A 23,588-nucleotide genomic window follows, 5' to 3' on the forward strand; every position below is an offset into this window, starting at 1 on the left:
GCCATAATAAAAAAAAGCCAAACCCATGGAAAATACTATGATTAATAAACAACCTTCGATTTCTTTATTATCGCTGATACGAATTGACCCTACTGTCGACTTGGCGTTGCGCCATAAGTACTCAGTCCAACGTCAGACCTGCTAACGCTTTACGAAGTAGAAGCCTGGGTCAGCGAAATGTGGGCAGCTGTATCAATTCTGCATTGCCGTTGACAGCCACCGGTCGCCTAATCACTCAAAATATCATGTAGCGCCTCAACTACCGGGCTTGGCTGCCGCTATTAACTAAAGCCAACCTTAATTTTGTGGAGTTTCAGCATGTCGCTACTTCCCAACCGCATCGCAGGGCGAATGACTCTGGGGATCCTGACGCTGCTGGTTCTCACGGCATTGGCGATTTACTCAGTCATGACCTTGGGCGGCAAGCCTCAGTTAGTGGCAGCAGGAACCGAGGCAGCGGAACAATCGGCCCGTGCGATTACACGCCAGTTAGCCCTGCAAGTGAATCGCATTGAAGGCACCGCTACAGCGATGGCGCACCTGGCTGAAACCCTGCCCCACGACGAAACCCTGCTCAAGGCTAATCTGCCTAATGTAATCGACAGCCAAGGCGATGCAGCCATTGCAGGCGGCGGTCTGTGGCCAGAACCCAACAGTTTTACTGCCGGTACTGATCGCCGAAGTTTTTTCTGGGCACGCAACGTCAGCAATGGGTTGGATTACTCGGACGAGTACAACGCCGCGCAAACCCCGCCGTATCAGGCTGAGTCCTGGTACACGGGAGCGAAATCCGCGCCATCGGGACGTTGCGTCTGGTCAGATGCTTACCAGGACCCGGTCAGTGGCGTGGCAATGACGACCTGTAGCGTGCCCTACCTCGCAAAGGGCGCGTTTGCCGGTGTCGCCACTATCGATCTCAAACTTGACGGCCTCGCAGCGTTTCTCAAGGCCAAGGGCAATGTCACCGGCGGCTACGCTTTTGCGGTCGATCCTTCAGGGAACCTGCTGTTTTTCCCCGATGCAAAGAGCACCAAGGGCCTGCCGACCATTGCCGGGTTGAGCCAGGAACAAACGTGGTTGAAGCCGGTCGCCGAAAGCCTGTCGAGCAAGCCGGCCGGCACGACAACGCTGTATCTGGAACACGATGCGCGCTTGGATGGACCGGCTTACATCACATTGGAAACCATGGAAGGCACCGGCTGGCGCATTGGGCTGGTCACGCCAGAGGCCCGCGTGGTCGGACTCGCGAACAAGCTGACCGGGCAGATCTTGCTGTTCTTGCTACCCCTATTGGGCATCCTGCTGGGGCTGGCATGGCTGGCCGGCAAACGGCTGCTGACTCAGCTTGAGGAAACCACTGCGCAAATCGAACGTCTGGGCCAAGGCGGTCAGGCAGGCGCTCAGCTAGAGATTCTGCGGTCAGATGAACTCGGCGCGTTGCGCATTGCGGTCAACCATTACGCTGGCTCTCTGCAGGCCATGCTGCGACGCATTGCCGATGAGTCGGTGTCACTGGAAACCCAGGCCAACGAACTGGCGCAACTGTCCAATGGCCTGGCTGAACGGGCAGAGACTCAACGCATGGACAACACCCTGCTCGCCACCGCCATTACTGAAATGTCGGCCAGCGCCAACGAGGTCGCACGCAACACCACAGACTGCTCGGACACGGCCCGCAGCTCACTGGTAGAAGCGCAAAAGAGTCAGGACCAAGTCAACCGCAACGGTGAGTCCATCGAAAGCCTGGCGACCGACATCTCAGGCGCGGCCACCGCCATGACTCAGTTAGGTGAAGACATCGAGCGAGTTGGCAGCGTGCTGGAGGTAATCAAATCGATCTCTCAGCAGACGAATCTATTGGCGCTCAACGCTGCTATCGAGGCCGCTAGAGCCGGAGAGCAAGGACGTGGCTTTGCGGTGGTGGCAGATGAAGTGCGCACACTCGCAGGCCGCACACAAACGTCTGCCAACGAAATTCAGGAGATGATCACCCAGCTGCGCCAGGCATCAAATTCTGCCGTCACAACCATGCAAAACGGCGCTCAACGCACTCGCGAGTCAGTGCAACAGGCAGTCGGCGTGTCCGCCACATTGGGCACTACGGTGGGCAGTTTCGATGACATCGTCCAGCGCGCCCAGCAGATCGCCGTTGCCGCCCAAGAGCAGAGCCACGTGACTCAGGAAATCAACGAGCTGGCGGTACGTATCCATGCGGCCAGCGAAGAAGGCGCGCGAGATGCGAGCACCCTTCGGGAACTGGGCAAAGGCATGCAGTCGATCTCAACCCGTCTGGGTGGATTGAGCCGCGGCACGCCCTAGCTACGCGGGGGAAAACCGGCATCCGTTTAACGAAGCTGATGCCAGTTAGCCTTTGCGGCTAAGCGTGGACAGACTATCAGTGGTCCAGCGCGCAGCGACGGCAATGCTCCAGATATCCTTGCTCGTAACGACCTACCAGGAGCACAACACCGGACCATAGCCAGGACGGTGTAAACAGCAATGCAGAGTTGACCCAGTTGCCGAAATTTCGCTGACCCACGCATCTAAATGATGCGAAATTAATAGCGTCTGGACGTCATTACAAGTTAAGCGGGCCGAAAAAGGTGGTTGGCGGTAAGGGGTCCTGAATGATGGATGGACTCAAGGAAGTTTTAAATGGGTCGATAGCTAAAGATGAGAACCCTAAAATGATGGCATTTCCATGGCCGACCGTTTATTACGTCGCTTCTTGAGACTCCACCAAGCGTGGTTAGACTTCATCGTCGTCGCCTGTTTGGGCACTTGCGTGCTTTGGGCTGGCCTTCACCTTGACCTTTATGAAGCACTTACTCGCTTCAATATCCGGCACGAGAGCTGGCAGGCAGACGAGTTCTTTTTAGGCCTCATCGTCATGGGCTGGTGTGGCTTTGCCTTTGGTATTCGAAGGGTCTACGAGCTTCGCAAGGAAATTGTCGGTCGACGTCTGGCTGAAAAAGCGGCCATCGATATGGCCATCCATGACACCTTGACGCGGTTGCCCAACCGTAGAGGGCTGGACTTGGAGTTCCATTCACGCAGACTGTGTCCTAATGATCCGTTCTTTCTTGTACTGTTTGACTTGGATGGCTTTAAATCAGTAAACGATGTTTATGGTCATAGCTATGGCGATCGGCTGTTGCGGGAATTGGCAAGCCGTATCAGTACAAGCCTACCAGATGGTGATTTCGCCTGCCGTCTGGGCGGAGATGAGTTTGCGCTCATCATTCGGTCTGCAAAAACAGCCGAGTCAGCTCGTCTTTTCCTAGATCAACTCGCCTCTTTGATTTCAAGCCCTATGGTATTTGACTCCGTATGTCTCTGCACAGCGGGCACCTATGGTGTTGCACAGTTTCCACAAGACGGGAGGGACCTTAGCAGCTTGCTGCGGCGGGCCGATCTTGCGCTGTACCAAGGTAAGCATGACGGCAAGAATACAGTTCGGTTTTTCGATCCGAGTCGGGATGTGCATCTGGAAAAGCAATCCCAAGTAGTGCAGTTGCTGCGCGAAGCACTCGATAATGGCTATCTGAGCTTGGCATATCAGCCAATTGTTGCTCTGGAGGATGAGCGTATTGTTGGCTTCGAGGCCTTGGCCCGCCTGAACCATCCCTTGCATGGGCCGATTTCCCCCTTACATTTCATCCCTGCTGCTGAGCGATCCGGCCTGATGCGCGAGCTCACCACGTTATTGCTGGAACGAGCCTGCCGGGAGGCAGCAGTTTGGCCTGAGCACCTATTGCTAGCATTCAACCTGAGCGCATTGGACCTTCGTGACGAAAATCTCGTCAACCGAGTGAAGGGTGCATTACAGCGAACCGGCTTCCCACCGAATAGGCTTGAATTGGAAGTGACCGAAACCTCCGTAGTGAGCGATTTTGGAATGGCAAGCAAGCACATAGAAGCGCTGCATGAAATGGGCATCCGTATCGCCATGGACGATTTTGGGACAGGCTACTCCAGCTTGGCTCAACTGGCTCAGTTCAATTTTGACAAACTTAAAATAGATCGCACTTTCATCAGCACGGTTCTTGAAAACGACAAGAATGCCCGCATCGTCCGAGCCGTCCTTTCTCTAAGTAAAGGACTGAGCCTGACAACTCTTGCGGAGGGGGTTGAAACGCGCTGCCAAGCGCAATGGCTGAGTGAAGCAGGCTGTGCCATGGCACAAGGGTTTCTGTTCAGTGAACCGCTTTCGGAAACGCGCCTAAGGGAGATGCTGGGATCGTTATCAAAATCTGGTAATGAAACGGCATAACTGAACCGCCCGTGGTTTTCTAGTTAGCGTGGCCGCTACTTTTTGGCCGGTAGTCGCAATTAACCGAATGTCAGCTTTTGGCTAATTCTGTTGAAAATGTCGATTTCTCAGGAAACGTGACGCTGAGCTTGGCCTGTTGCCACTGATGCAGAGTTGACCCAACTGCCGAAACTTCGCTGCCCCATGCTTCTACTTCGTAAAGCGTTAGCCGATCTGACTTTGGGCTTAATACTTATGGGGCAACGCCAAGTCGGCAGCAGGGTCAACTCTGCATCAGCGGCAACAACCCGTGGCAGAGGGGCCAGCTCACCGACGCCGAGGGAACGACTGGCGTCGATGAAACTGCGGTTTTGTTAAGTACGAGGGCAGCGGCCCCGCCTTTGAATGGCACCAGCTCGCAACCAACAACAGAAGCTGCTGACCTGCGCCGGTACGCGTCAGACTGTCCTAGGAAGCCATGCACCTGGAAATCAATCTAACGCTTTACGCCAAGTCTTCAGGGCCTAGCGGACCTTGTACAGCACCGCAGCCCCTGGCTTGGCTTCAAAAGCCGGCACGGTACGCTGCTCGAGGCTACCCTCGGCGTCCCACACCAGGGTGTCCGATGGGTAATCGTCCTTACGGGTCATGGCGTCGATCTGATTGACGATCACCGCCGAGCCTGCCGATACTTCGGGGTTCCATTCAAAAACGCCGACTCTGCCGTAGAACACGGCCGGCGCGTCGGCATCGAGGCGCCGATCGGGGCACATGACCAGGCCACGATCGAGCATGACCCGCAACGCGCCGACGGGCACCGCCTTCACGGTGGGCGTGGTGCGCTCGGTACTGTGGCCCGGGCAGACATTGGCCGAGCGGGTCACCATGTCCTCGACCACTTGACGATCGGATTGAGCCTGCGCCGAAAAAGCGGCGGCAGACAGGGCGAGCAGTGCGAAACTTGACTTCCTGAGCACGCAAAACCTCCTACTGGACGAAATACTCAAACATTATGGACCGCCCATACGCAGGAACGGTCCGTTCCCAGGGGCACGCGGATACTAGCATGACAATAATTGGCCAATTGCAGCATCCGGTGCACCGGCTTTGCAGCATTCGACTTACCAGCGCAGCGCAGGTGCCAGGTTACTCCGGGGGATGATCAGTGCCCCCAGTACAGGAGCCGCCCAAGGCGACTTGTAACTGGACGCTGGTCACCAACTGCGTAGACACCCAGACTGAGCAAGGTCTGGCGCTCACTCAGGCTAGTGGACTGGGTAGTGGCAACATCGAGGTAGTCGATGGCCCCGGCTTCATATTGGTCGCGGCTGACCGACGCCGACTCTTCCGCCGATTGCGCAGAATTACGCCGCGCTTCCAATTCCGACTGCAAGGTGCGCAGCTCCACCAGGTAATCCTCGACTGTTGCCGCTCAACATGCTGTAACCACTCGGCTGCCCGGCCTTAGCTCGCAATTCCATGCCTTCGCCCAAGTGATCCCGGGCGTCCGAGCTAGCAATGATCCTGTGGTTGGCGTCGATTATCATCACTCGGCTTCGCGCGCGTTCTTCGTCGCTCAGACGCACGCTGCTGATGACCGACTCGGCGTGATTTTTCCAGTCGAAAAAATTCCGACTACGCCAATTACCGCCGTCTGCTTTTCGGCCTTGGCCCGTACGGCAGCGCTGAATACACAGCCGGACAAGGCTTCCGGGCGCAGAGTTACTTTAAGTGGAGACTGGCAAACAGTTACTGCTGACATCTGCGCAGCCAAGCGTTCTCGATACCATGTCGGCATTCCTTATCCAGGCCATGGTATCGATGTAGCTCTCTCACATGCGTACGATGCGCGCCATTAAGAACGCCATTGACGTCGTAGCAAACATCGCTTTCTGTTTTTATTTTTTTTGATAAAAATCATATAGTTGCGAATCAACCCTACTCCCACTCAATCGTCGCCGGCGGTTTGCTCGACACGTCATACGTAACGCGCGAAATACCTTCGATCTCATTGATGATACGGCCGCTGACAGTCTCCAGCAGTTCGTACGGCAGGTGCGCCCAACGCGCAGTCATGAAGTCGATGGTTTCTACGGCACGCAGCGCAACTACCCATGCGTAACGACGGCCATCGCCTACCACGCCAACCGACTTAACTGGCTGGAACACCACGAAGGCCTGGCTGACTTTGTGGTACCAGTCGGCCTTGCGCAGTTCTTCGATGAAGATGTGGTCGGCGCGACGCAGCAGGTCGGCGTATTCCTTTTTCACTTCACCCAGGATACGCACGCCCAGGCCCGGGCCTGGGAATGGGTGGCGGTAGACCATGTCGTACGGCAGGCCGAGTTCCAGGCCCAGACGGCGGACTTCGTCCTTGAACAGTTCGCGCAGCGGTTCTACCAGCTTGAGGTTCATTTCCTCAGGCAGGCCACCCACGTTGTGGTGGGACTTGATCACGTGGGCCTTGCCGCTCTTGGCGCCGGCCGACTCGATCACGTCGGGGTAGATGGTGCCCTGGGCGAGGTACTTGATGTTGTCCAGGTGTTTGGCCTGGGCATCGAAGACGTCGATGAAGGTGCGACCGATGATCTTGCGCTTTTTCTCTGGGTCGGACTCGCCGGCCAGGTTGTTGAGGAACTGCTCCTCGGCGTTGGCACGAATAACTTTGACGCCCATGTTCTCGGCGAACATGGCCATCACTTGCTCGCCTTCGTGCAATCGCAGCAGGCCGTTGTCGACGAAGACGCAGGTCAGTTGGTCGCCGATGGCTTTGTGCAGCAGCGCAGCAACCACAGAGGAGTCAACGCCACCGGACAGGCCGAGCAGCACGTTGTCGGTGCCGACTTGGGCACGCACGTTGGCGATGGCGTCTTCAGCGATCTTCGACGGCGTCCACAGGGCTTCACACTCGCAGATGTCGAGGATGAAACGCGACAGGATGCGGCCGCCTTGTTTGGTGTGGGTCACTTCCGGGTGGAACTGCACGCCGTAGTAACGGCGCTCGTCGCTGAACATGCCGGCGACCGGGCAGCTCGGGGTGCTGGCCAGGATGTGGAAGTCTTCCGGCATCTTGGTGACTTTGTCACCGTGGCTCATCCACACGTCGAGGCCGAACAGGCCGTCGGCGTCGATGTGGTCTTCGATGCCGTCCAGCAGGCGGCTCTTGCCGACCACGTCGACACGGGCATAACCGAATTCACGCAGCTCGGAACCTTCAACCTTGCCGCCCAGTTGCTCGGCCATGGTCTGCATGCCGTAGCAAATACCGAAGACCGGCACGCCCAGATCGAATACGGCCTGCGGGCAACGCGGGCTGTTGGCTTCGTGCACGGACTCGGGGCCACCGGCGAGGATGACGCCTTTAGGTGCGAATTCGCGGATCGCTTCGTCGTCCATGTCGAACGGATGCAGTTCGCAGTACACGCCGATTTCACGCACGCGGCGGGCGATCAGCTGGGTGTACTGGGAACCGAAGTCGAGGATCAGGATGCGGTGGGCGTGAATGTCGAGGGCCATGAAGTCAGTCTCGTCTAATGAATCAGAAACAACTCGGGGCTGAAAGAACAGCCCCGGTTACTTAACATTTTGCTGGAAGCATCAACCTACGCGGTAGTTTGGCGCTTCCTTGGTGATCTGCACGTCGTGGACATGGGATTCAGCCATGCCGGCGCCGGTGATCCGCACGAACTCTGGCTTGGTGCGCATTTCTTCGATGTCGGCGCTGCCGGTGTAGCCCATCGAAGAACGCAGGCCGCCCATCAGTTGATGGATGATCGCGCTCAGTGTGCCTTTGTACGGCACACGGCCTTCGATGCCTTCCGGGACGAGTTTCTCGGCGCCTGCCGAGGAGTCCTGGAAGTAACGGTCGGAAGAACCTTGCGCCTGGGACATGGCGCCCAGCGAACCCATGCCGCGGTAAGCCTTGTAGGAACGGCCCTGGAACAGTTCGATCTCGCCTGGCGCTTCTTCAGTGCCGGCGAACATCGAGCCCATCATCACGCAGGAAGCACCGGCAACGATGGCCTTGGACAGGTCACCGGAGAAACGGATGCCGCCGTCGGCGATCAACGGAACGCCGGTGCCTTCAAGGGCGGCGGCGACGTTGGCGATGGCGCTGATTTGCGGCACGCCCACACCGGCAACGATACGGGTGGTGCAGATCGAGCCAGGGCCGATACCGACCTTGACTGCATCGGCGCCCGCTTCAGCCAGGGCCTTGGCCGCTGCGCCGGTGGCGATGTTGCCGCCGATCACTTGCACATCAGGGAAGTTCTGTTTGACCCAACGCACGCGGTCGATCACGCCTTTGGAGTGACCGTGGGCGGTGTCGACCACCACCACGTCAACGCCGGCAGCGACCAAGGCCGAAACGCGGTCACCGGTGTCTTTACCGGTACCGACGGCGGCGCCAACGCGCAGACGACCTTGATCATCCTTGCTGGCCAGCGGGTAAGCCTTGGCTTTTTCGATGTCGTTGACGGTCATCATGCCCTTAAGGGCGAATTTGTCGTCGACGATCAGCACGCGCTCGATGCGGTTTTTATGCAGTAGTTCGCGCACATCATTCTTGTCGGCACCTTCGCGGACAGTGACCAGGCGCTCTTTAGGCGTCATCACGTCGCGGACGGTGACTTCCATGCGGTTTTCAAAACGCACGTCGCGGGAAGTGACGATGCCGACCAGGTCGCCATCGTGCAACACCGGAACGCCGGAGATGTTGTGCAGGCGGGTCAGTTCGAACAGTTCACGCACGGTAGCGTCGGCTTCGATGGTAATGGGATCTTTCACCACACCGGCTTCGTAACGCTTGACCTTGCGCACTTCGGCAGCTTGCTGCTCGATGGTCATGTTCTTGTGGATGATGCCGATGCCGCCTTCCTGAGCCATGGCGATTGCCAAACGGGCTTCAGTGACGGTGTCCATGGCAGCGGAAACCAGGGGAATATTCAGCTCGATGCCACGGGTTAGGCGGGTCTTGAGACTGACTTCGTTAGGAAGTACCTCGGAATAACCGGGCACTAGGAGAATGTCGTCGAATGTCAGAGCTTCTTGGCTGATACGCAGCATCGCGGGGGCTCCCGAGCGGGAAAATGGAAGCGCGCCATTATATACATGCACCCTCTCGGGCTCAATGTAAAACTCTGACAAACTTGGTAATACTGATAGAAGGGTTAAAGCTCGACTTTGACCCAACTCATCTTCTGGTCCAACCAATCGGCAAATTCGTCGATAAAGCTCTGCTTGAACCCCGCCTCCGCCCAGTTGTTGAAAATGAACCCCAGGTTGGAAAACCCGCATTCCTGTAGGAACAGGAACCCATTGATGTCGTCTTCATGCCCACACAGCGGGCAGGTGAAGTTATCGGTGTGACCGGGCATCCAGTCTTCCAGGCTGTCAAACAATGCTTCGCCGACTTCCTTGCGGCATTCCGGGCAGCCGGCTTCTTCGAGAAAGCCCTTGGCCGGCGTGTAGATGCAGCGTTTGTAGATGATTTCCAGGCCGTTGATCGGCTCGTTGAACGGAAGCGCCTGGGGGTGCAGCACCACGGCGCGGGCCCCATCGGCCAGGGCGTAGGCCATGCGGTTGCCGGTGCGGCCACAGGTGGTCAGCTCTTCCTTGATAATGTTCTTGCGCACCAGCCAGCGCACGATCGCCCGGGCGCGGGGTTCGTGGACGGGCAAGGTGGAGATTTTGGGGACAAGGATGCTTTGGGAGTTCATGAGACCTGAGAGTCCTGCGGTGTGGCTACTGGCGCCATCGCGGGCAAGCCCGGCTCCCACATTGGAACGCGATCAACTGTGGGAGCCGGGCTTGCCCGCGATGACGCCCTGAAGGCTGGCAGCTTAATCCCTGCCCCACTCAGGTCAAGTACTCAAGTACCGCCCAATCAACGCCATCCCGCTGGCCAGCACCAACCAGGTCACCAACCGCACAAACGCCTCACGCGACATACGCATCGTCAGCCTGCGCCCACACCACAGCCCCAGGGCCATCGCTGGCAGCAGGCACAGCGCCAACATCAACAACGGCAAATCTGCATACACCCCGGCGACCAGGAACAGGCTCAAGCGCACCACCGTGCTGCAACTGATCAACGCGCTCTGCGTCGCGCGCGCCGCATCCTTGGGCAGGCGGCTGTTCAGGTAGATCGCATATAAAAAGCCACCACTGCCAAACAGCGCACCAAACAGCCCGCCAACCGTACCCACGGGAATCGACCAGCCCGCCGCCAGCTGTGTCGGCCGCGCCTTTACCGTCAGGCTGTAGATCGCGTAGGCGCTGATAAACAGGCCCATCAACAACAGCAACAGGTCGGAATGCAAGTTGAGCAAAAACACCACGCCAAGCGTGCAACCTATCGCCATGCACGGCAGCAACCGCAGCAGTTCCGGCTTGTTCACATCACGCCGCGCTTGCAGCAGGTTGCCAAAGGCCGCGACAAAATCCAGCAGCACCAGCAGCGGGATGATTTTCGACAGAGGCATAAACATAATCAGCAGTGGCCCCGCCACCAACGCCGTTCCAAAGCCGGCGATGCCAAACACGATATAGGCCACAACGATGCCCAGACCGATGACCAGCCAATCCACACCAACAAACGACCACTGGCTCATCAGCTCAACCGGGCTCATGGAAAATTCCTTACGAGAGAGAGATCACTTTAGCCATCGGTGAGCGATGCGCCTATCGAACTGGCGCAATTGAAGGACGAAGCGTTTATCTCGATCCCCCATCCGCAACGCGGCGGCCTGAGTTATCTGTCAGCCGAGTTGCGCATGCGTGCGGGATTTTTCCCCAAGGCCGCGCGGGTGATGTCCCCTAAGACCACCCAGTTGCAGCTGATCCAGGCCGGCTTCGGTATTGCCTTGTTACCAAAATCCATGCAGGACATCGCCCCGGCTAACCTGCACTTTCTGCCCCTGGCCGAGCCGGACTGCCTCAGCACCGTGGCCCTCGCCTGCGCGCAGGCGCCAAGTGCGCTGGTGGAGCAATTCTGTCAAACACTGCGCGAATGCCTATAAACTGCCGCCCATGATTAAAGATCCTTTTGCCCGACTGGGCCTGGACCGCGAAGTCCTGACTGTCAGCCAGCTCAACGGCCGCGCGCGGGTGTTGCTGGAAGACGTGTTCACCAATATCTGGGTCGAAGGCGAGATCTCCAACCTCGCCCGCCCGGCCTCCGGCCATGTGTATTTCACCCTCAAGGACAGCGGCGCCCAGGTGCGTTGCGCGCTGTTTCGCAATAACGCCGCGCGGGTTCGCCAGGCGCTGAAGGATGGCCTGGCGGTGAAAGTGCGCGGCAAGGTCTCGCTGTTCGAAGGCCGGGGTGATTACCAACTGATCCTCGATACCGTGGAACCGGCCGGTGATGGCGCGCTGCGCCTGGCGTTCGATGCGCTGAAAGAAAAGCTCAGCGCCGAAGGTCTATTCAGCGCTGAACGTAAAGTGCCGCTGCCGGCGCATCCTCGGCGCATCGGCATTATCAGCTCGCCAACCGGCGCAGTGATCCGCGACATCATCAGCGTGTTCCGCCGCAGGGCACCGAACGTTGAGCTGACATTGATCCCGACAGCCGTGCAAGGCCGCGAAGCCATCCCGCAGCTTGTACGTGCGCTGAAACTGGCCGACGCCCGGGGCTTTGATGCGCTGATCCTGGCGCGTGGTGGCGGTTCGCTGGAAGACCTCTGGTGCTTTAACGAAGAGGCCGTAGCACGCGCGGTAGAAGCCTGCGTCACACCAATCGTCAGCGCCGTTGGCCATGAGACCGATGTGTCCATCAGCGATTTCGTCGCCGATGTCCGCGCCCCTACCCCATCCGCTGCGGCGGAATTGCTCGCGCCGGACGCCAGCCACCTGGTACGCCAAGTCGAAAACCTGCACCGTCGCCTGGTGATGCTGATGCGCAATCGCCTGAGCCATGACCGCCTGCGCCTGGAGGGCATGGCCCGACGTCTGCGTCACCCTGGCGAGCGTCTGCGCCAACAGGCCCAGCGCCTGGATGACCTGGACATGCGCCTGCGCCGTGCGTTCGAGCGCAGCCTCAATACCCGGCGCGAACGCCTGATCCGCCTGGAAACCCGTCTTGCCGGCCAACACCCCGGCCGGCAACTGGCCCTGCTGCGTCAGCGCTTGGACAGCCTTGCCGAACGCCTGCCCCGCGCCATGCGTGAAGGCCTCAAGGCTCGGCGCCTGCAACTGCAAAGCCAGGTGCAGACGCTGCAGGTGGTCAGCCCGCTGGCGACCCTGGGCCGTGGCTACAGCATCCTGCTGGACGAACGCGGCCAGGCCATTCGCGACGCCGCTCAAACCCACACCGGCCAGCGCCTCACCGCGCGTCTCGGTGAAGGCAAATTACAAGTGCGGGTGGAAGACAACCACCTGACACCCGTCACCCTTTCGTTATTGGATTGATTAATGTCACGTCTCTTTAGTCTGTTGATGCTGCTGTGCCTCGCCGTTAATGCCCATGCCGACAGCTATATAACGCGCACCCTGAACAAACCCGTGCCGGGTGGCGTTGCAGTCGTAGAACTCGGCCCCTCGGCGGCAGCACCGAAAGCCACCTACCAAGGCAAACCGGTGCTGGTGGTGAAGGAGGCGGACAACTGGCTGGCGATTGTCGGCATCCCATTGACCGTTAAACCCGGCAACGAGCGCCTCAGCAGCGGCGGGCGCAGCCTGCCGTTTATCGTCGGTTACAAGAAGTACCCAGAACAGCGCATCACCCTGAAAAACAAAAGCCAGGTAAACCCTAAGCCGGCGCAACTCAAGCGCATCGAAGGCGAACTGGCGGTGCAGCTCAAGGCCTACCGCAGTTTCAGCCCGAACCTGCCGAGCAACCTGGTGCTGGATAAACCGGTGAACGGGCCGCTGTCGAGCAAGTTTGGCGTACGCCGCTTCTTCAACGGTGAAGAACGCAATCCGCATTCGGGCCTGGATTTCGCCGTGCCCGCGGGCACGCCGATCAAGACCCCGGCGAACGGCAAGGTGATTCTCATCGGTAACTACTTTTTCAACGGCAACACGGTGTTCGTCGACCACGGCCAGGGCTTTATCAGCATGTTCTGCCACATGTCGAAGATCGACGTAAAAGTGGGCGATCAACTCAAGCGCGGCGCAGTGGTCGGCAAGGTCGGTTCAACGGGCCGTGCGACCGGACCGCACATGCACTGGAATGTCAGCCTTAACGATGCAAGGGTAGACCCGGCGATCTTTATCGGCGCGTTCCAACCCTGAAACGTCCGATTGCGCGCTCGATAATGGGCGCGCAATTAAAACCAGCCTTCACCTTATAAACAAGCATAAAATCTCGCTCCCCACGCAGATAACAGAAATTATCTCAATTTTTCTCGACTGCTTGCCATCTTTCACCCCGGCGGTTAGGGTTGAGCTTATGAAAACCTCTCACACCCTCATTCAGCTCCGCCAGCACCGCAGTTTGTGCCTCGTCAGCGCACGACTGCCAAGCTGAATCGATCTGCCTCGTCTATACGTTTTATCCCTAAAAACAGTTCTACGGCAGGCCGCCTTTTTTCGGCCCCTACTACAAAGGATTTCCCGATGAGCATGCTCAAAGACCCGTCTTCGAAGTACCGCGCGTTTCCGACCATCGATATCCCGGACCGCACCTGGCCATCGAAGACCATCACCGAAGCGCCGATCTGGTGCAGCTCGGACCTGCGTGATGGCAACCAGTCGCTGATCGAACCAATGGACGCCGCAAAAAAGCTGCGCTTCTGGAAGACCCTGGTAGCGGTAGGCGTTAAAGAAATCGAAGCCTCGTTCCCGGCTGCGTCGCAAACCGACTTCGACTTCGTACGCACCCTGATCGAAGACAACCACATCCCCGAGGACACCACCATCCAGGTGCTGACCCAGGGCCGTGAAGACTTGATCGCGCGCACGTTCGAATCCCTGCGCGGCGCCAAGAAAGCCATCGTGCACTTGTACAACGCTACGTCGCCGTCGTTCCGCCGCATCGTGTTCAACCAGGACAAGGACGGCATCAAGGCAATCGCGGTCAACGCGGCCAAGCTGTTCGTCAAATACGCCGCGCTGCAGCCGGAGACCCAGTGGACCTTCGAATACTCCCCGGAGACCTTCAGCGCGACTGAGCTGGAGTTCGCCAAGGAAGTGTGTGACGCGGTGATCGAAGTGTGGAACCCGACGCCTGAGCACAAGATGATCCTCAACCTGCCGGCCACCGTGGAATGCGCCACGCCAAACATTTATGCCGACCAGATCGAGTGGTTCGGTCGCCATATCAACCGTCGTGACAGCGTGATCATCAGCCTGCACACCCACAACGACCGTGGCACCGGCGTGGCCGCCACTGAGCTGGGCCTGATGGCCGGCGCCGATCGTGTCGAAGGCTGCCTGTTCGGCAACGGCGAGCGTACCGGTAACGTCGACCTCGTCACCGTGGCACTGAACATGTACACCCAGGGCCTCGACCCGCAGCTGGATTTCTCCGACATCGACGGTGTGCGCAAAGTCGTCGAAGAGTGCAACCAGATCCAGGTGCACCCACGTCACCCGTACGTTGGCGACCTGGTGCACACCGCGTTCTCCGGCTCTCACCAGGATGCGATCCGCAAAGGTTTCTCCCAGCAGAAAGACGATGCGCTCTGGGAAGTGCCGTATTTGCCGATCGACCCAGCGGACATTGGCCGCAGCTACGAAGCGGTGATCCGTGTAAACAGCCAGTCGGGCAAAGGCGGCATCGCCTACTTGCTGGAGCAGGAATACGACATCAGCTTGCCGCGTCGCATGCAGATCGAGTTCAGCCAAGTGGTACAGGCCGAGACCGACCGCGTCGGCCTCGAGATGACCGCACCGCAGATCTACGCGTTGCTGCAGCGTGAATACCTGCAAGCCAACACCCCGTACGCGCTGGTCAGCCATCGCCTGCAGGAAGAGAACGGCAACAGCTATGTCGAGGTGGAAGTCTCGGGCAAGGGCCAGGGTGAAACCAACCTGCACTGGAAAGGCAAGGGCAACGGTGCGCTGGAAGCACTGGTAGCCGGCCTGCCGATTGCCGTGGAAATCATGGACTACAACGAACATGCAATCGGTGCAGGAACCAATGCCAAGGCGGCGGCCTACATCGAGTTGCGTGTGAACGGTGAGCGTCCGGTGCATGGTGTGGGTATTGATGAAAACATCACCACTGCGAGCTTCAAGGCGTTGTTCAGTGCGTTGAACCGCTCGTTGAGTCAGATGGAAGCGAAAGCGGCGTAAGTTTTATCGCGTCAATACAAAAGGCCCTTGGATGAGAATCCAGGGGCCTTTTTGTTAGGCTTGAGATTTGTAGCGTCGGTGAGGACCTCTTCGCGAGCAAGCCCGCACACATTGAACCGCGTGTTTCCTGTATGAATGCGCTCGAAATGTGGGAGCGGGCTTGCTCGCGAATACAATCTCCCAGACACCGCAAACCCGTCAGACAAACTGAAAGCTATCGGCATCCAGGTTCGCCGGAAACCGGGTGCGATACGCCGCCAGCTCAGCTGCCTCCAGGCACACCTGAAACACCCCATCCGCCTCCCCCGCACTCAGCAAGGTCTCACCCTGGAAGTCCAACACCTGACTATCACCGGTGTAGGCAAACCCCTTCCCGTCCGTCCCCACCCGATTCACGGCCGCCACATAGCACAGGTTTTCAATCGCCCGCGCCGGCAGCAGCCGATTCCAATGCTGGCGCCGAGCGCCCGGCCAGTTGGCCGTGTACAGCAGCAGGTCGGTGTCCTGAGCATCGCGGCTCCACACCGGAAAGCGCAGGTCGTAGCAAATCAACGGGCGGATACGCCAGCCCTTCAACTCAAATTGCACCTGCCGCTCGCCGGGGGTGTAGTGATCGTGCTCGCCGGCCATGCGGAACAGGTGGCGCTTGTCGTAATGCAGCACATCGCCATCCGGCCGCGCCCAGAGCAGGCGGTTGCGGTGGCTGCCGTCGGCGGCCTGGATGATCACGCTGCCGGTGATCACCGCGTTGTACTTCGCTGCCTGGGCCTGGAGCCATCGACGGGTCGGGCCGCTCTCCGGTTCGGCCAAGGAGCCTGACTCCATGGAGAAACCGGTGGTGAACATCTCCGGCAGCACGATCAGATCGGCGCCCCTGGCCTGGTCCAGCAGCAGTTCGAAATGTTCCAGGTTGGCCTGCCGGTCATGCCAGGCCAGGGTGGTCTGGACCAGGGCGAGGTTCAGGTTCGGTAACGCAGTCAAATCACGCATAGTTTCTCGGCTGCTTGTTGCAGCGTTTCCTCGCGCTTGGCAAAGCACAGGCGCACCAGGCGCTGGCTTTGGGGTGGGGTCTGGTAGAACACCGAGACCGGGATGGTTGCCACGCCGTGTTCGCGGGTCATCCACAGGGACATGGCGACGTCGTCCAGGTCCGGGCGGATCTGTGAGTAATCGACCAACTGAAAGTAGGTGCCGGTGACGCGGGTAAAGCTGAAACGTGACGGAGCCAGCAGGTTACAGAACAGGTCGCGCTTGGCCTGGTAGAACGCCGGCAGTTCATCGACGTGCTCTGGGTGTTCGGCCATAAAATCGGCCAATGCGAACTGGAGCGGCGTCACGCCGCAAAAATTAACGTACTGGTGCACCTTGCGCAGTTCGGCCGTGAGGGCCGATGGCGCGATGACGTAGCCGGTTTTCCAGCCGGTGACATGGTAGGTCTTGCCGAAGGAACTGACCACGAACGCGCGCTGATACAGTTCTTCGTGGGCCAGCACGCTGACATGGGGCACACCGTCGAATACCAGGTGTTCGTAGACCTCGTCGCTGACCAGGTAGATATCGCGGTCGCGGATCAACTCCGCCAACTGGTCCAACTCGGCGCGGCAGACCAAGGCGCCAGTGGGATTGTGCGGCGTGTTGAGGATGATCATGCGCGTGCGCGGCGACAGCGCGGCCTTGATCTTTTCGAAGTCGAGAGCAAAGCCTTGCAGGCTCAGTTGCACATGCACGCAACGGCCACCTGCCAGTTCGACCGCGGGCTCATAGCTGTCATAGCAAGGGTCGAACACAATGACTTCATCGCCACTGCGAATCACCGCCTGGATCGCGCAGAAGATCGCAGCAGTAGCCCCAGGGGTAATGGTCACTTCGCTGTCGGCATCCACCGTGGCGCCATAACTGCGAGCGATCTTGGCCGCCACTTGCTGGCGCAGGGCTGGCAGGCCAGTCATCGGTGAATATTGGTTGTGTCCGCTGGCAACGTGCTTGCCCACGGCATCGAGCAAACCTTGGGGGCCATTGAAGTCCGGGAAGCCCTGGGACAGGTTGAGCGCACCGGTTTCGGCAGCGAGTTGCGACATGGTGGTAAAAATGGTGGTGCCGACATTCGGCAGCTTGCTGGTGATCATCGGAGCCCCCTGCAGGTGAGCCCAAGTTTTAAGCTGCCAATTGCAGCGGGTCAAGGCACAAACCGCCGCACACAAAAAAGGGCTCGCAATGAGCCCTTTTTTGACACGTCGATATCAGCGTTTGTCGCGACGCTTTTTGTCGGCTTTCTTGTGGTGCGTCATCATCCGGCGTTTTTTATTCACTTGGCGGTCGGTGAGGCTGTTCTTGTTACCTTCGTACGGGTTCTCGCCACCCTTGAACTCGATACGGATCGGCGTACCGACCAGCTTCAAGACGCGGCGGTAAGTGTTTTCCAGGTAACGCACGTAGGACTTCGGCACCTTCTCGATCTGGTTACCGTGAATCACGATAATCGGCGGGTTGGCACCACCCAAGTGGGCGTAACGCAGCTTGATCCGGCGGTTGTTAACCATCGGCGGCGCGTGCTCGCCAACGGCATCTTCCAGGATCTGGGTGAGGCGGTTGGTCGGCCAGCGGGTGACCGCGGACTTGAACGAGTTCTGTACGGAGGCGTAGAGGTTGCCTACGCCGGTGCCGTGCAGTGCCGAGATAAAGTGGATATCGGCGAACTCGACGAAGAACAAGCGACGCTGCAGCTCGATCTTGACGAAGTCGCGCTCGCTCGGCGTCATGCCGTCCCACTTGTTGATCGCGATCACCAGTGCCCGACCGGCTTCCAGGGCAAAGCCCAGCAAGTTCAGGTCGTGGTCGACCACGCCTTCGCGGGCGTCCATCACGAAGATCACAACGTTGGCGTCTTTGATCGCCTGCAGGGTTTTCACCACCGAGAACTTTTCAACTTCCTCGTGGATCTTGCCGCGCTTGCGCACACCGGCGGTGTCGATCAGCGTGTACTTTTCTTCGTTACGTTCGAACGGGATGTAGATACTGTCGCGGGTGGTGCCGGGCTCGTCATAGACGATTACCCGGTCTTCACCGAGCATGCGGTTGACCAGGGTCGACTTGCCGACGTTGGGGCGACCGATGATGGCGATCTTGATACCGTCTTTTTCACTCGGGCCAGGAATGCGCTTGGCTTCCTCACCTTCGGCGACGATCTCTTCTTCACCCTCTTCTTCCTCAGCGTCATCCTTGGGGAAGGTGCTGAGAGCAATTTCCAGCATCTGGGTGATGCCGCGACCGTGGGCACCGGCGACCGGGATCGCGTCGCCCAGGCCCATCGGGCTGAATTCGGCACGGGCCTGCTCAGGATCGATGTTGTCGATCTTGTTGGCGACCAAATAGGAACGCTTGTTACGCTTGCGCAGGTGCTCGCCAATCATTTGGTCGGCAGCGGTATAGCCCGCGCGGGCATCCACCAGGAACAACACAACATCGGCTTCTTCAATGGCCAGCAGCGACTGCTCGGCCATCTTTTCGTCCATGCCATGCTCGTCACCGGAGATACCACCGGTGTCGACAATAATGTAGGAGCGCCCTTGCCACTTTGCCTCACCGTATTGGCGATCACGGGTCAGACCGGACAAGTCGCCGACGATGGCGTCGCGAGTCCTGGTCAGGCGGTTGAACAAGGTGGACTTGCCGACGTTAGGTCGGCCCACCAGGGCGATTACGGGAACCATGCGGCTCTCCACTTCGTTATTTCAGAAAATACAAAAGCCGCTGCAAGGCAGCGGCTGGTGCTCGGGGCAGCATAATAAAATGCCGCATGCCCCGCCGAAGCGGGGCCGCCTGGGTGTTACCCCAAGCATAGTTCTTACTTGATGGTCAGGGCTTCCAGCTTGCCGCTGTTGCCATACACATAAAGCATGTTACCCACCACCAGCGGACGCGCACGCAGGCCGTCGCTGTCGATACGCTCGCGACCCACGAAGCGACCGTCTACCTGGCTCAGCAGGTGCAGGTAGCCTTCGAAGTCACCGACCGCGACGTAGCTGGAGAACACTTCCGGTGCCGACAGTTGGCGGCGAGCCAGGGAGTCGTTGCTCCACAGTGAGGTGGTGGAACGCTCGTCGACACTTTCAACGGTGCCGGACGCAAGGCTTACGTAGACGCTGCCAAACCCTTGGGCGACACCTGCGTAGCTGGAAGCATCACGCTGCCAGTTAACGCGGCCGCTCTGCAGGTCCAGTGCGGCAACACGGCCCTGGTAAGTGGCGACATAGAGGGTTTCACCGGACAGCAGTAAGCCGCCGTCGATGTCCACTACGCGCTCCAGCTCGGAACGACCTTGCGGAATGGCCACACGGGTTTCCCAGACCGGCACGCCGTTCTGAGTGTTCAGGGCGACCACTTTACCGGTCGACAGGCCCGCAACGGCCAGATTGTTGGTCACAATCGGACCACTGGTACCACGCAACGTCAGCACCGCAGGGGTGCTGTCATACAACCAGCGCTGTTCGCCAGTGCTGGCGTCGAGGCCGATGAGGCGGTCCTCCTGCGTCTGTACCACGACGATATCGCCGTTGGTAGCAGGCGGTGCGAGTACTTCACTGCTCACGCGAGCGCGCCACTTCTCTTCACCGGTGCTGGAATCCAGCGCCACGACTTCGCCCTTGAGCGTGCCGAGCAACACCATGCCATAACCCACGCCAACGGCGCCGGAGACAGGCAATTCGAGATCCTTGGACCACTTCACGTCGCCGTTCATGCGGTCCATGGAGGTCACAACGCCGGTCACGTCAGCGGCCACAATGTTGTCACCGTCGATTGCCGGTACCAACATGTTGTAGGTGTCGCCCTGACCATCACCAATGGAGCGGCTCCACTGCTTTTGCAGGACCACTTCTTCCTTGAAGCTGGTCAGCTCGGCAGGAGGCAGTTCTTTTTTACTGTTGCTGCTGCAACCCGCGGCCAGAACGGCCAGAGCCAGCAATGCTGCATGTTTCCAACGGATCACGTCACGCATCCCCTTTGGCCAAGTCGTCCAGCTTGATTTGTAAGCCACCGACCGCTGCTTCATCAGACAGCGCCGCCTTGGCTTTTTTGTACGCAGCATTGGCTTCGTCGGTACGACCCAATTGGACCAACAGGTCGCCCTTGAGCTCTTCGCGAGTGGCTACAAATGCCTTGTCAGCATCGCCGTCGAGCAGTTTGAGTGCTTCGTCAGCCTTGTTCTGTGCCGCGAGAACCTGAGCCAGACGCTGACGTGCGATTTCACCCAGGGTCGGGTTGGTCGGCTTGTCAGCGACAGCCTTCAGCTCTGCGGCGGCGTCGTCCAGCTTGCCAGTGTCGACTGCGACTTTCGCGACGAACAGGCTGCCGTATTGGGCGTAGGTGCTACCGCCGAATTCGCTCTTCAGCTTGCCGGCCAAATCGGCGACCTGCGCCGGGTCAGGCTTGCCGTCCGGCGTCAGCGTGGTTTCCAGCAACTGCTGATAGAGGATCGAGGCGCCTTGGGACTGGTTGGCCTGATATTTGGTCCAGGCTTGCCAGCCGAACACCACCACTAAAGCCAGCAGACCGCCAGTAACCAGGGGCTTGCCATTACGCTGCCACCAGTCCTTGAAATCGGCCAGTTGATCATCATCAGAACTCGACACCCCAGTACTCCTTAATCGCTAAATTCGGCTGTTCGACAGCTTCAACCCTGCACGACGCAGGTGGCCAAGTGCGCAGCGAGCGCATCAAAGGCAATGTTCTGTTGCTCGCCCTGGCCACGCAGGGGTTTAAAACCTATCACTTGCTGCGCCAACTCATCATCGCCGAGGATCAATGCATACAGCGCACCGCTCTTGTCGGCCTTCTTGAATTGGCTCTTGAAGCTGCCAGCGCCGGCATTAACCTGCAGGCGCAGGTTCGGCAGTTGGTCGCGCACTTTTTCGCTCAGGGCCAGGGCCGCCAGTTCGGCAGCCTCGCCAAAGGCGCAGAGGTACACGTCCACCTGACGGGAAATCTCTTCAGGGACTTGCTCCAGCGTTTCCAGCAGCAGGATCAGCCGCTCGATGCCCATGGCGAAGCCCACACCCGTGGTCGGCTTGCCGCCCATCTGCTCGACCAGGCCGTCGTAGCGGCCACCGGCACACACAGTGCCCTGGGCGCCGAGTTTGTTGGTGACCCACTCGAACACGGTCTTGCTGTAGTAATCGAGGCCACGCACCAGCTTGGTGTTGATCACGAACGGAATACCGGCCGCATCCAGGCGAGCCTTGAGGCCCTCGAAGTGGATACGAGATTCGTCGTCCAGGTAATCGGCCATTTTCGGCGCATTGACCAATACAGCCTGGGTATCGGCGTTCTTGGTGTCCAGCACGCGCAGCGGGTTGGTCTTCAGGCGGCGCTGGCTGTCTTCGTCCAACTTGTCCAGGTGGGCCGACAGGTACTCGACCAAGGCGACCTTGTAGCGGCCGCGGGATTCGCTGGTGCCCAGGCTGTTGAGCTCAAGCTTGACCGCGTCGCGGATGCCCAGCAGGCCCCACAGGCGCCAGGTCAATACGATCAGCTCGGCATCAATGTCTGGGCCATCGATGTTGAACACTTCCAGGCCAATCTGGTGGAACTGGCGATAACGACCTTTTTGCGGACGTTCGTGGCGGAACATCGGGCCGATGTACCACAACTTCTGAGGCTGGCCAGCACCGGTGAGACCATGCTCAAGCACGGCACGCACGCATGCAGCAGTGCCTTCGGGACGCAGGGTCAGGGAGTCGCCGTTGCGGTCTTCAAAGGTGTACATCTCTTTTTCGACGATGTCGGTCACTTCACCGATGGAGCGTTTGAACAGCTCGGTGAACTCGACGATCGGCATGCGGATCTGCTTGTAACCGTAGTTATCCAGCAGGCGCGCGACAGTGCTCTCGAAGTAGCGCCACAGCGGCGTCTGCTCCGGCAGGATGTCGTTCATGCCACGAATGGCTTGCAGAGACTTGCTCACATCAAATCCTTAAATTCGTTCAATCAGCCGCGCGCGATCAGCGCTGCGTCAGCGGCGACCTTTTCGGCCGCTTTCTCGCGGATCAGTCTTTCGAGCTCATCCACCAGATTGTCATTCGTTAACTTCTGCGCCGGCTTGCCGTCGATGTAGATCAGGTTAGGGGTACCGCCAGTCAGGCCCACATGGGCTTCCTTGGCTTCGCCCGGCCCGTTGACCACGCAACCGATCACTGCAACATCCAGCGGCACCAGCAGGTCTTCGAGGCGCAATTCCAGATCGTTCATGGTTTTCACCACGTCGAAGTTCTGCCGCGAGCAGCTCGGGCAGGCAATGAAATTGATGCCACGGGAACGCAAACGCAGGGATTTGAGAATGTCGTAACCGACTTTCACTTCCTCTACGGGGTCTGCCGCCAGCGAGATGCGGATAGTATCGCCAATCCCTTCGGCGAGCAGCATACCGAGACCCACCGCAGATTTCACTGTGCCTGAGCGTAAACCACCCGCTTCAGTGATACCCAAGTGCAGTGGCTGTGCGATTTCCTTGGCCAGCAGGCGATAGGCTTCGACCGCCATGAACACGTCGGAGGCCTTTACGCTGACCTTGAAGTCCTGAAAATTCAGGCGCTCAAGGTGCTCAACGTGGCGCAGTGCCGACTCAACCAGCGCCGCCGGGGTCGGCTCGCCGTACTTCTTTTGCAGGTCTTTTTCCAGGGAGCCGGCGTTGACGCCGATACGGATTGGAATCCCGCGATCACGGGCAGCGTCCACCACGGCGCGCACACGGTCTTCGCGACCAATGTTGCCCGGGTTGATACGCAGGCAATCCACACCCAGTTCGGCTACGCGCAGGGCGATCTTGTAGTCGAAGTGAATGTCGGCAACCAACGGCACCTTGACCAGTTGCTTGATGCGCCCGAAAGCTTCGGCAGCGTCCATGTCCGGCACGGATACGCGCACGATGTCCACACCGGCGGCTTCCAGACGGTTGATCTGTGCAACGGTGGCGGCCACGTCATTGGTGTCGCTGTTGGTCATGCTTTGTACTGCGATGGGGGCATCGCCGCCCACCGGCACCGAGCCGACCCAGATCTTGCGCGATACGCGACGTTTGATTGGAGATTCGCCGTGCATG

18 protein-coding genes and 3 pseudogenes are annotated in these 23,588 nt (G+C 59.0%); 7 read left to right on the forward strand and 14 right to left on the reverse strand.

Annotated elements, in window-relative coordinates:
• Positions 1-408: 408 nt before the first annotated feature.
• Positions 409-1,200, forward strand: a pseudogene (locus AACY44_RS27705) (cache domain-containing protein); the annotation flags it as partial.
• Positions 1,201-1,617: 417 nt separating this feature from the next.
• The gene (locus AACY44_RS27710; RefSeq protein WP_370468000.1) at positions 1,618-2,319 is read left to right on the forward strand and encodes a methyl-accepting chemotaxis protein; all 702 of its coding nucleotides are present in this window, start codon (positions 1,618-1,620) and stop codon (positions 2,317-2,319) included.
• Positions 2,320-2,395: 76 nt separating this feature from the next.
• Here the strand turns inward: AACY44_RS27710 and AACY44_RS27715 are convergent.
• A pseudogene (locus tag AACY44_RS27715) lies at positions 2,396-2,506 on the reverse strand (DUF2252 domain-containing protein); the annotation flags it as partial.
• Between the two features lie 195 nt (positions 2,507-2,701).
• On the opposite strand from AACY44_RS27715, the gene AACY44_RS08770 reads away from it, so the two are divergent.
• Positions 2,702-4,273: a putative bifunctional diguanylate cyclase/phosphodiesterase gene (locus AACY44_RS08770; RefSeq protein WP_339420572.1), complete on the forward strand. Its 1,572-nt coding sequence runs from the start codon at positions 2,702-2,704 to the stop codon at positions 4,271-4,273.
• Between the two features lie 503 nt (positions 4,274-4,776).
• Here AACY44_RS08770 and AACY44_RS08775 read toward each other — a convergent pair.
• The 6 genes from AACY44_RS08775 to AACY44_RS08800 all read right to left on the reverse strand — a co-directional run bounded on the left by AACY44_RS08775 (position 4,777) and on the right by AACY44_RS08800 (position 10,884).
• Positions 4,777-5,229, reverse strand: coding sequence for a hypothetical protein (locus tag AACY44_RS08775; RefSeq protein WP_339420571.1), 453 nt, complete (start codon positions 5,227-5,229; stop codon positions 4,777-4,779).
• A 185-nt stretch (positions 5,230-5,414) separates the two neighbouring features.
• Complete coding sequence (locus tag AACY44_RS08780) at positions 5,415-5,660, reverse strand: TolC family protein (protein ID WP_339420570.1); 246 nt, start codon at positions 5,658-5,660, stop codon at positions 5,415-5,417.
• Positions 5,661-6,190: 530 nt separating this feature from the next.
• On the reverse strand, positions 6,191-7,768 hold the full coding sequence (gene guaA, locus AACY44_RS08785; protein WP_339420569.1) for a glutamine-hydrolyzing GMP synthase: 1,578 nt from the start codon (positions 7,766-7,768) through the stop codon (positions 6,191-6,193).
• Between the two features lie 81 nt (positions 7,769-7,849).
• Entirely contained in the window at positions 7,850-9,319 is a 1,470-nt protein-coding gene (gene guaB, locus AACY44_RS08790; RefSeq protein WP_339420568.1) for an IMP dehydrogenase, read from the reverse strand.
• 104 nt (positions 9,320-9,423) lie between these two features.
• Positions 9,424-9,972, reverse strand: a complete 549-nt coding sequence (locus AACY44_RS08795) for a sugar ABC transporter ATPase (RefSeq protein ID WP_339420567.1) — start codon at positions 9,970-9,972, stop codon at positions 9,424-9,426.
• Between the two features lie 144 nt (positions 9,973-10,116).
• Complete coding sequence (locus AACY44_RS08800) at positions 10,117-10,884, reverse strand: sulfite exporter TauE/SafE family protein (protein WP_339420566.1); 768 nt, start codon at positions 10,882-10,884, stop codon at positions 10,117-10,119.
• Between the two features lie 42 nt (positions 10,885-10,926).
• Here AACY44_RS08800 and AACY44_RS08805 point away from each other — a divergent pair.
• The 4 genes and pseudogenes from AACY44_RS08805 to leuA all read left to right on the forward strand — a co-directional run.
• Positions 10,927-11,274: pseudogene (locus AACY44_RS08805) on the forward strand (LysR substrate-binding domain-containing protein); the annotation flags it as partial.
• 10 nt (positions 11,275-11,284) lie between these two features.
• Positions 11,285-12,664, forward strand: coding sequence for an exodeoxyribonuclease VII large subunit (xseA, locus tag AACY44_RS08810; protein ID WP_339420565.1), 1,380 nt, complete (start codon positions 11,285-11,287; stop codon positions 12,662-12,664).
• Positions 12,665-12,667: 3 nt separating this feature from the next.
• Positions 12,668-13,489 (forward strand): peptidoglycan DD-metalloendopeptidase family protein, encoded by an 822-nt coding sequence (locus AACY44_RS08815; protein WP_339435985.1) that lies wholly within the window; start codon positions 12,668-12,670, stop codon positions 13,487-13,489.
• A 324-nt stretch (positions 13,490-13,813) separates the two neighbouring features.
• Complete coding sequence (gene leuA, locus AACY44_RS08820; protein ID WP_339427489.1) at positions 13,814-15,493, forward strand: 2-isopropylmalate synthase; 1,680 nt, start codon at positions 13,814-13,816, stop codon at positions 15,491-15,493.
• Between the two features lie 198 nt (positions 15,494-15,691).
• Here leuA and AACY44_RS08825 read toward each other — a convergent pair whose 3' ends face one another.
• The 7 genes from AACY44_RS08825 to ispG form a co-directional block, all read right to left on the reverse strand.
• Complete coding sequence (locus AACY44_RS08825; RefSeq protein ID WP_339420562.1) at positions 15,692-16,483, reverse strand: amidohydrolase; 792 nt, start codon at positions 16,481-16,483, stop codon at positions 15,692-15,694.
• Positions 16,471-17,619, reverse strand: a complete 1,149-nt coding sequence (locus AACY44_RS08830; RefSeq protein ID WP_339420561.1) for a pyridoxal phosphate-dependent aminotransferase — start codon at positions 17,617-17,619, stop codon at positions 16,471-16,473. Before AACY44_RS08830 ends, AACY44_RS08825 begins: the two co-directional genes overlap by 13 nt.
• 114 nt (positions 17,620-17,733) lie before the next feature.
• Positions 17,734-19,203, reverse strand: coding sequence for a ribosome biogenesis GTPase Der (der, locus tag AACY44_RS08835; protein ID WP_049711641.1), 1,470 nt, complete (start codon positions 19,201-19,203; stop codon positions 17,734-17,736).
• Between the two features lie 134 nt (positions 19,204-19,337).
• On the reverse strand, positions 19,338-20,489 hold the full coding sequence (gene bamB / locus AACY44_RS08840; protein ID WP_339420560.1) for an outer membrane protein assembly factor BamB: 1,152 nt from the start codon (positions 20,487-20,489) through the stop codon (positions 19,338-19,340).
• Positions 20,482-21,123 carry a YfgM family protein gene (locus AACY44_RS08845; protein ID WP_339420559.1) on the reverse strand — a complete coding sequence of 214 codons (642 nt, stop codon included), beginning with the start codon at positions 21,121-21,123 and terminating at the stop codon, positions 20,482-20,484. Before AACY44_RS08845 ends, bamB begins: the two co-directional genes overlap by 8 nt.
• 41 nt (positions 21,124-21,164) lie before the next feature.
• Complete coding sequence (gene hisS / locus AACY44_RS08850) at positions 21,165-22,454, reverse strand: histidine--tRNA ligase (RefSeq protein ID WP_339530061.1); 1,290 nt, start codon at positions 22,452-22,454, stop codon at positions 21,165-21,167.
• Between the two features lie 23 nt (positions 22,455-22,477).
• The gene (gene ispG / locus AACY44_RS08855; RefSeq protein ID WP_339435982.1) at positions 22,478-23,587 is read right to left on the reverse strand and encodes a flavodoxin-dependent (E)-4-hydroxy-3-methylbut-2-enyl-diphosphate synthase; all 1,110 of its coding nucleotides are present in this window, start codon (positions 23,585-23,587) and stop codon (positions 22,478-22,480) included.
• Position 23,588 lies beyond the last annotated feature (1 nt).

It is taken from the genome of Pseudomonas sp. RA_15y_Pfl1_P11 (assembly GCF_963970975.1).
GTDB classification, from domain to species: domain Bacteria; phylum Pseudomonadota; class Gammaproteobacteria; order Pseudomonadales; family Pseudomonadaceae; genus Aquipseudomonas; species Aquipseudomonas tritici.

Excerpts from the sequence above, each read along its gene's own strand:
- AACY44_RS27710 (WP_370468000.1), top strand. The coding sequence starts at position 1,618 with ATGTCGGCCAGCGCCAACGAGGTCGCACGCAACACCACAGACTGCTCG.
- AACY44_RS08770 (WP_339420572.1), top strand. The coding sequence starts at position 2,702 with ATGGCCGACCGTTTATTACGTCGCTTCTTGAGACTCCACCAAGCGTGG.
- guaA (WP_339420569.1), bottom strand. The coding sequence starts at position 7,768 with ATGGCCCTCGACATTCACGCCCACCGCATCCTGATCCTCGACTTCGGT.
- guaB (WP_339420568.1), bottom strand. The coding sequence starts at position 9,319 with ATGCTGCGTATCAGCCAAGAAGCTCTGACATTCGACGACATTCTCCTA.
- AACY44_RS08795 (WP_339420567.1), bottom strand. The coding sequence starts at position 9,972 with ATGAACTCCCAAAGCATCCTTGTCCCCAAAATCTCCACCTTGCCCGTC.
- AACY44_RS08800 (WP_339420566.1), bottom strand. The coding sequence starts at position 10,884 with ATGAGCCCGGTTGAGCTGATGAGCCAGTGGTCGTTTGTTGGTGTGGAT.
- xseA (WP_339420565.1), top strand. The coding sequence starts at position 11,285 with ATGATTAAAGATCCTTTTGCCCGACTGGGCCTGGACCGCGAAGTCCTG.
- AACY44_RS08815 (WP_339435985.1), top strand. The coding sequence starts at position 12,668 with ATGTCACGTCTCTTTAGTCTGTTGATGCTGCTGTGCCTCGCCGTTAAT.
- leuA (WP_339427489.1), top strand. The coding sequence starts at position 13,814 with ATGAGCATGCTCAAAGACCCGTCTTCGAAGTACCGCGCGTTTCCGACC.
- AACY44_RS08825 (WP_339420562.1), bottom strand. The coding sequence starts at position 16,483 with ATGCGTGATTTGACTGCGTTACCGAACCTGAACCTCGCCCTGGTCCAG.
- AACY44_RS08830 (WP_339420561.1), bottom strand. The coding sequence starts at position 17,619 with ATGATCACCAGCAAGCTGCCGAATGTCGGCACCACCATTTTTACCACC.
- der (WP_049711641.1), bottom strand. The coding sequence starts at position 19,203 with ATGGTTCCCGTAATCGCCCTGGTGGGCCGACCTAACGTCGGCAAGTCC.
- bamB (WP_339420560.1), bottom strand. The coding sequence starts at position 20,489 with ATGCGTGACGTGATCCGTTGGAAACATGCAGCATTGCTGGCTCTGGCC.
- ispG (WP_339435982.1), bottom strand. The coding sequence starts at position 23,587 with ATGCACGGCGAATCTCCAATCAAACGTCGCGTATCGCGCAAGATCTGG.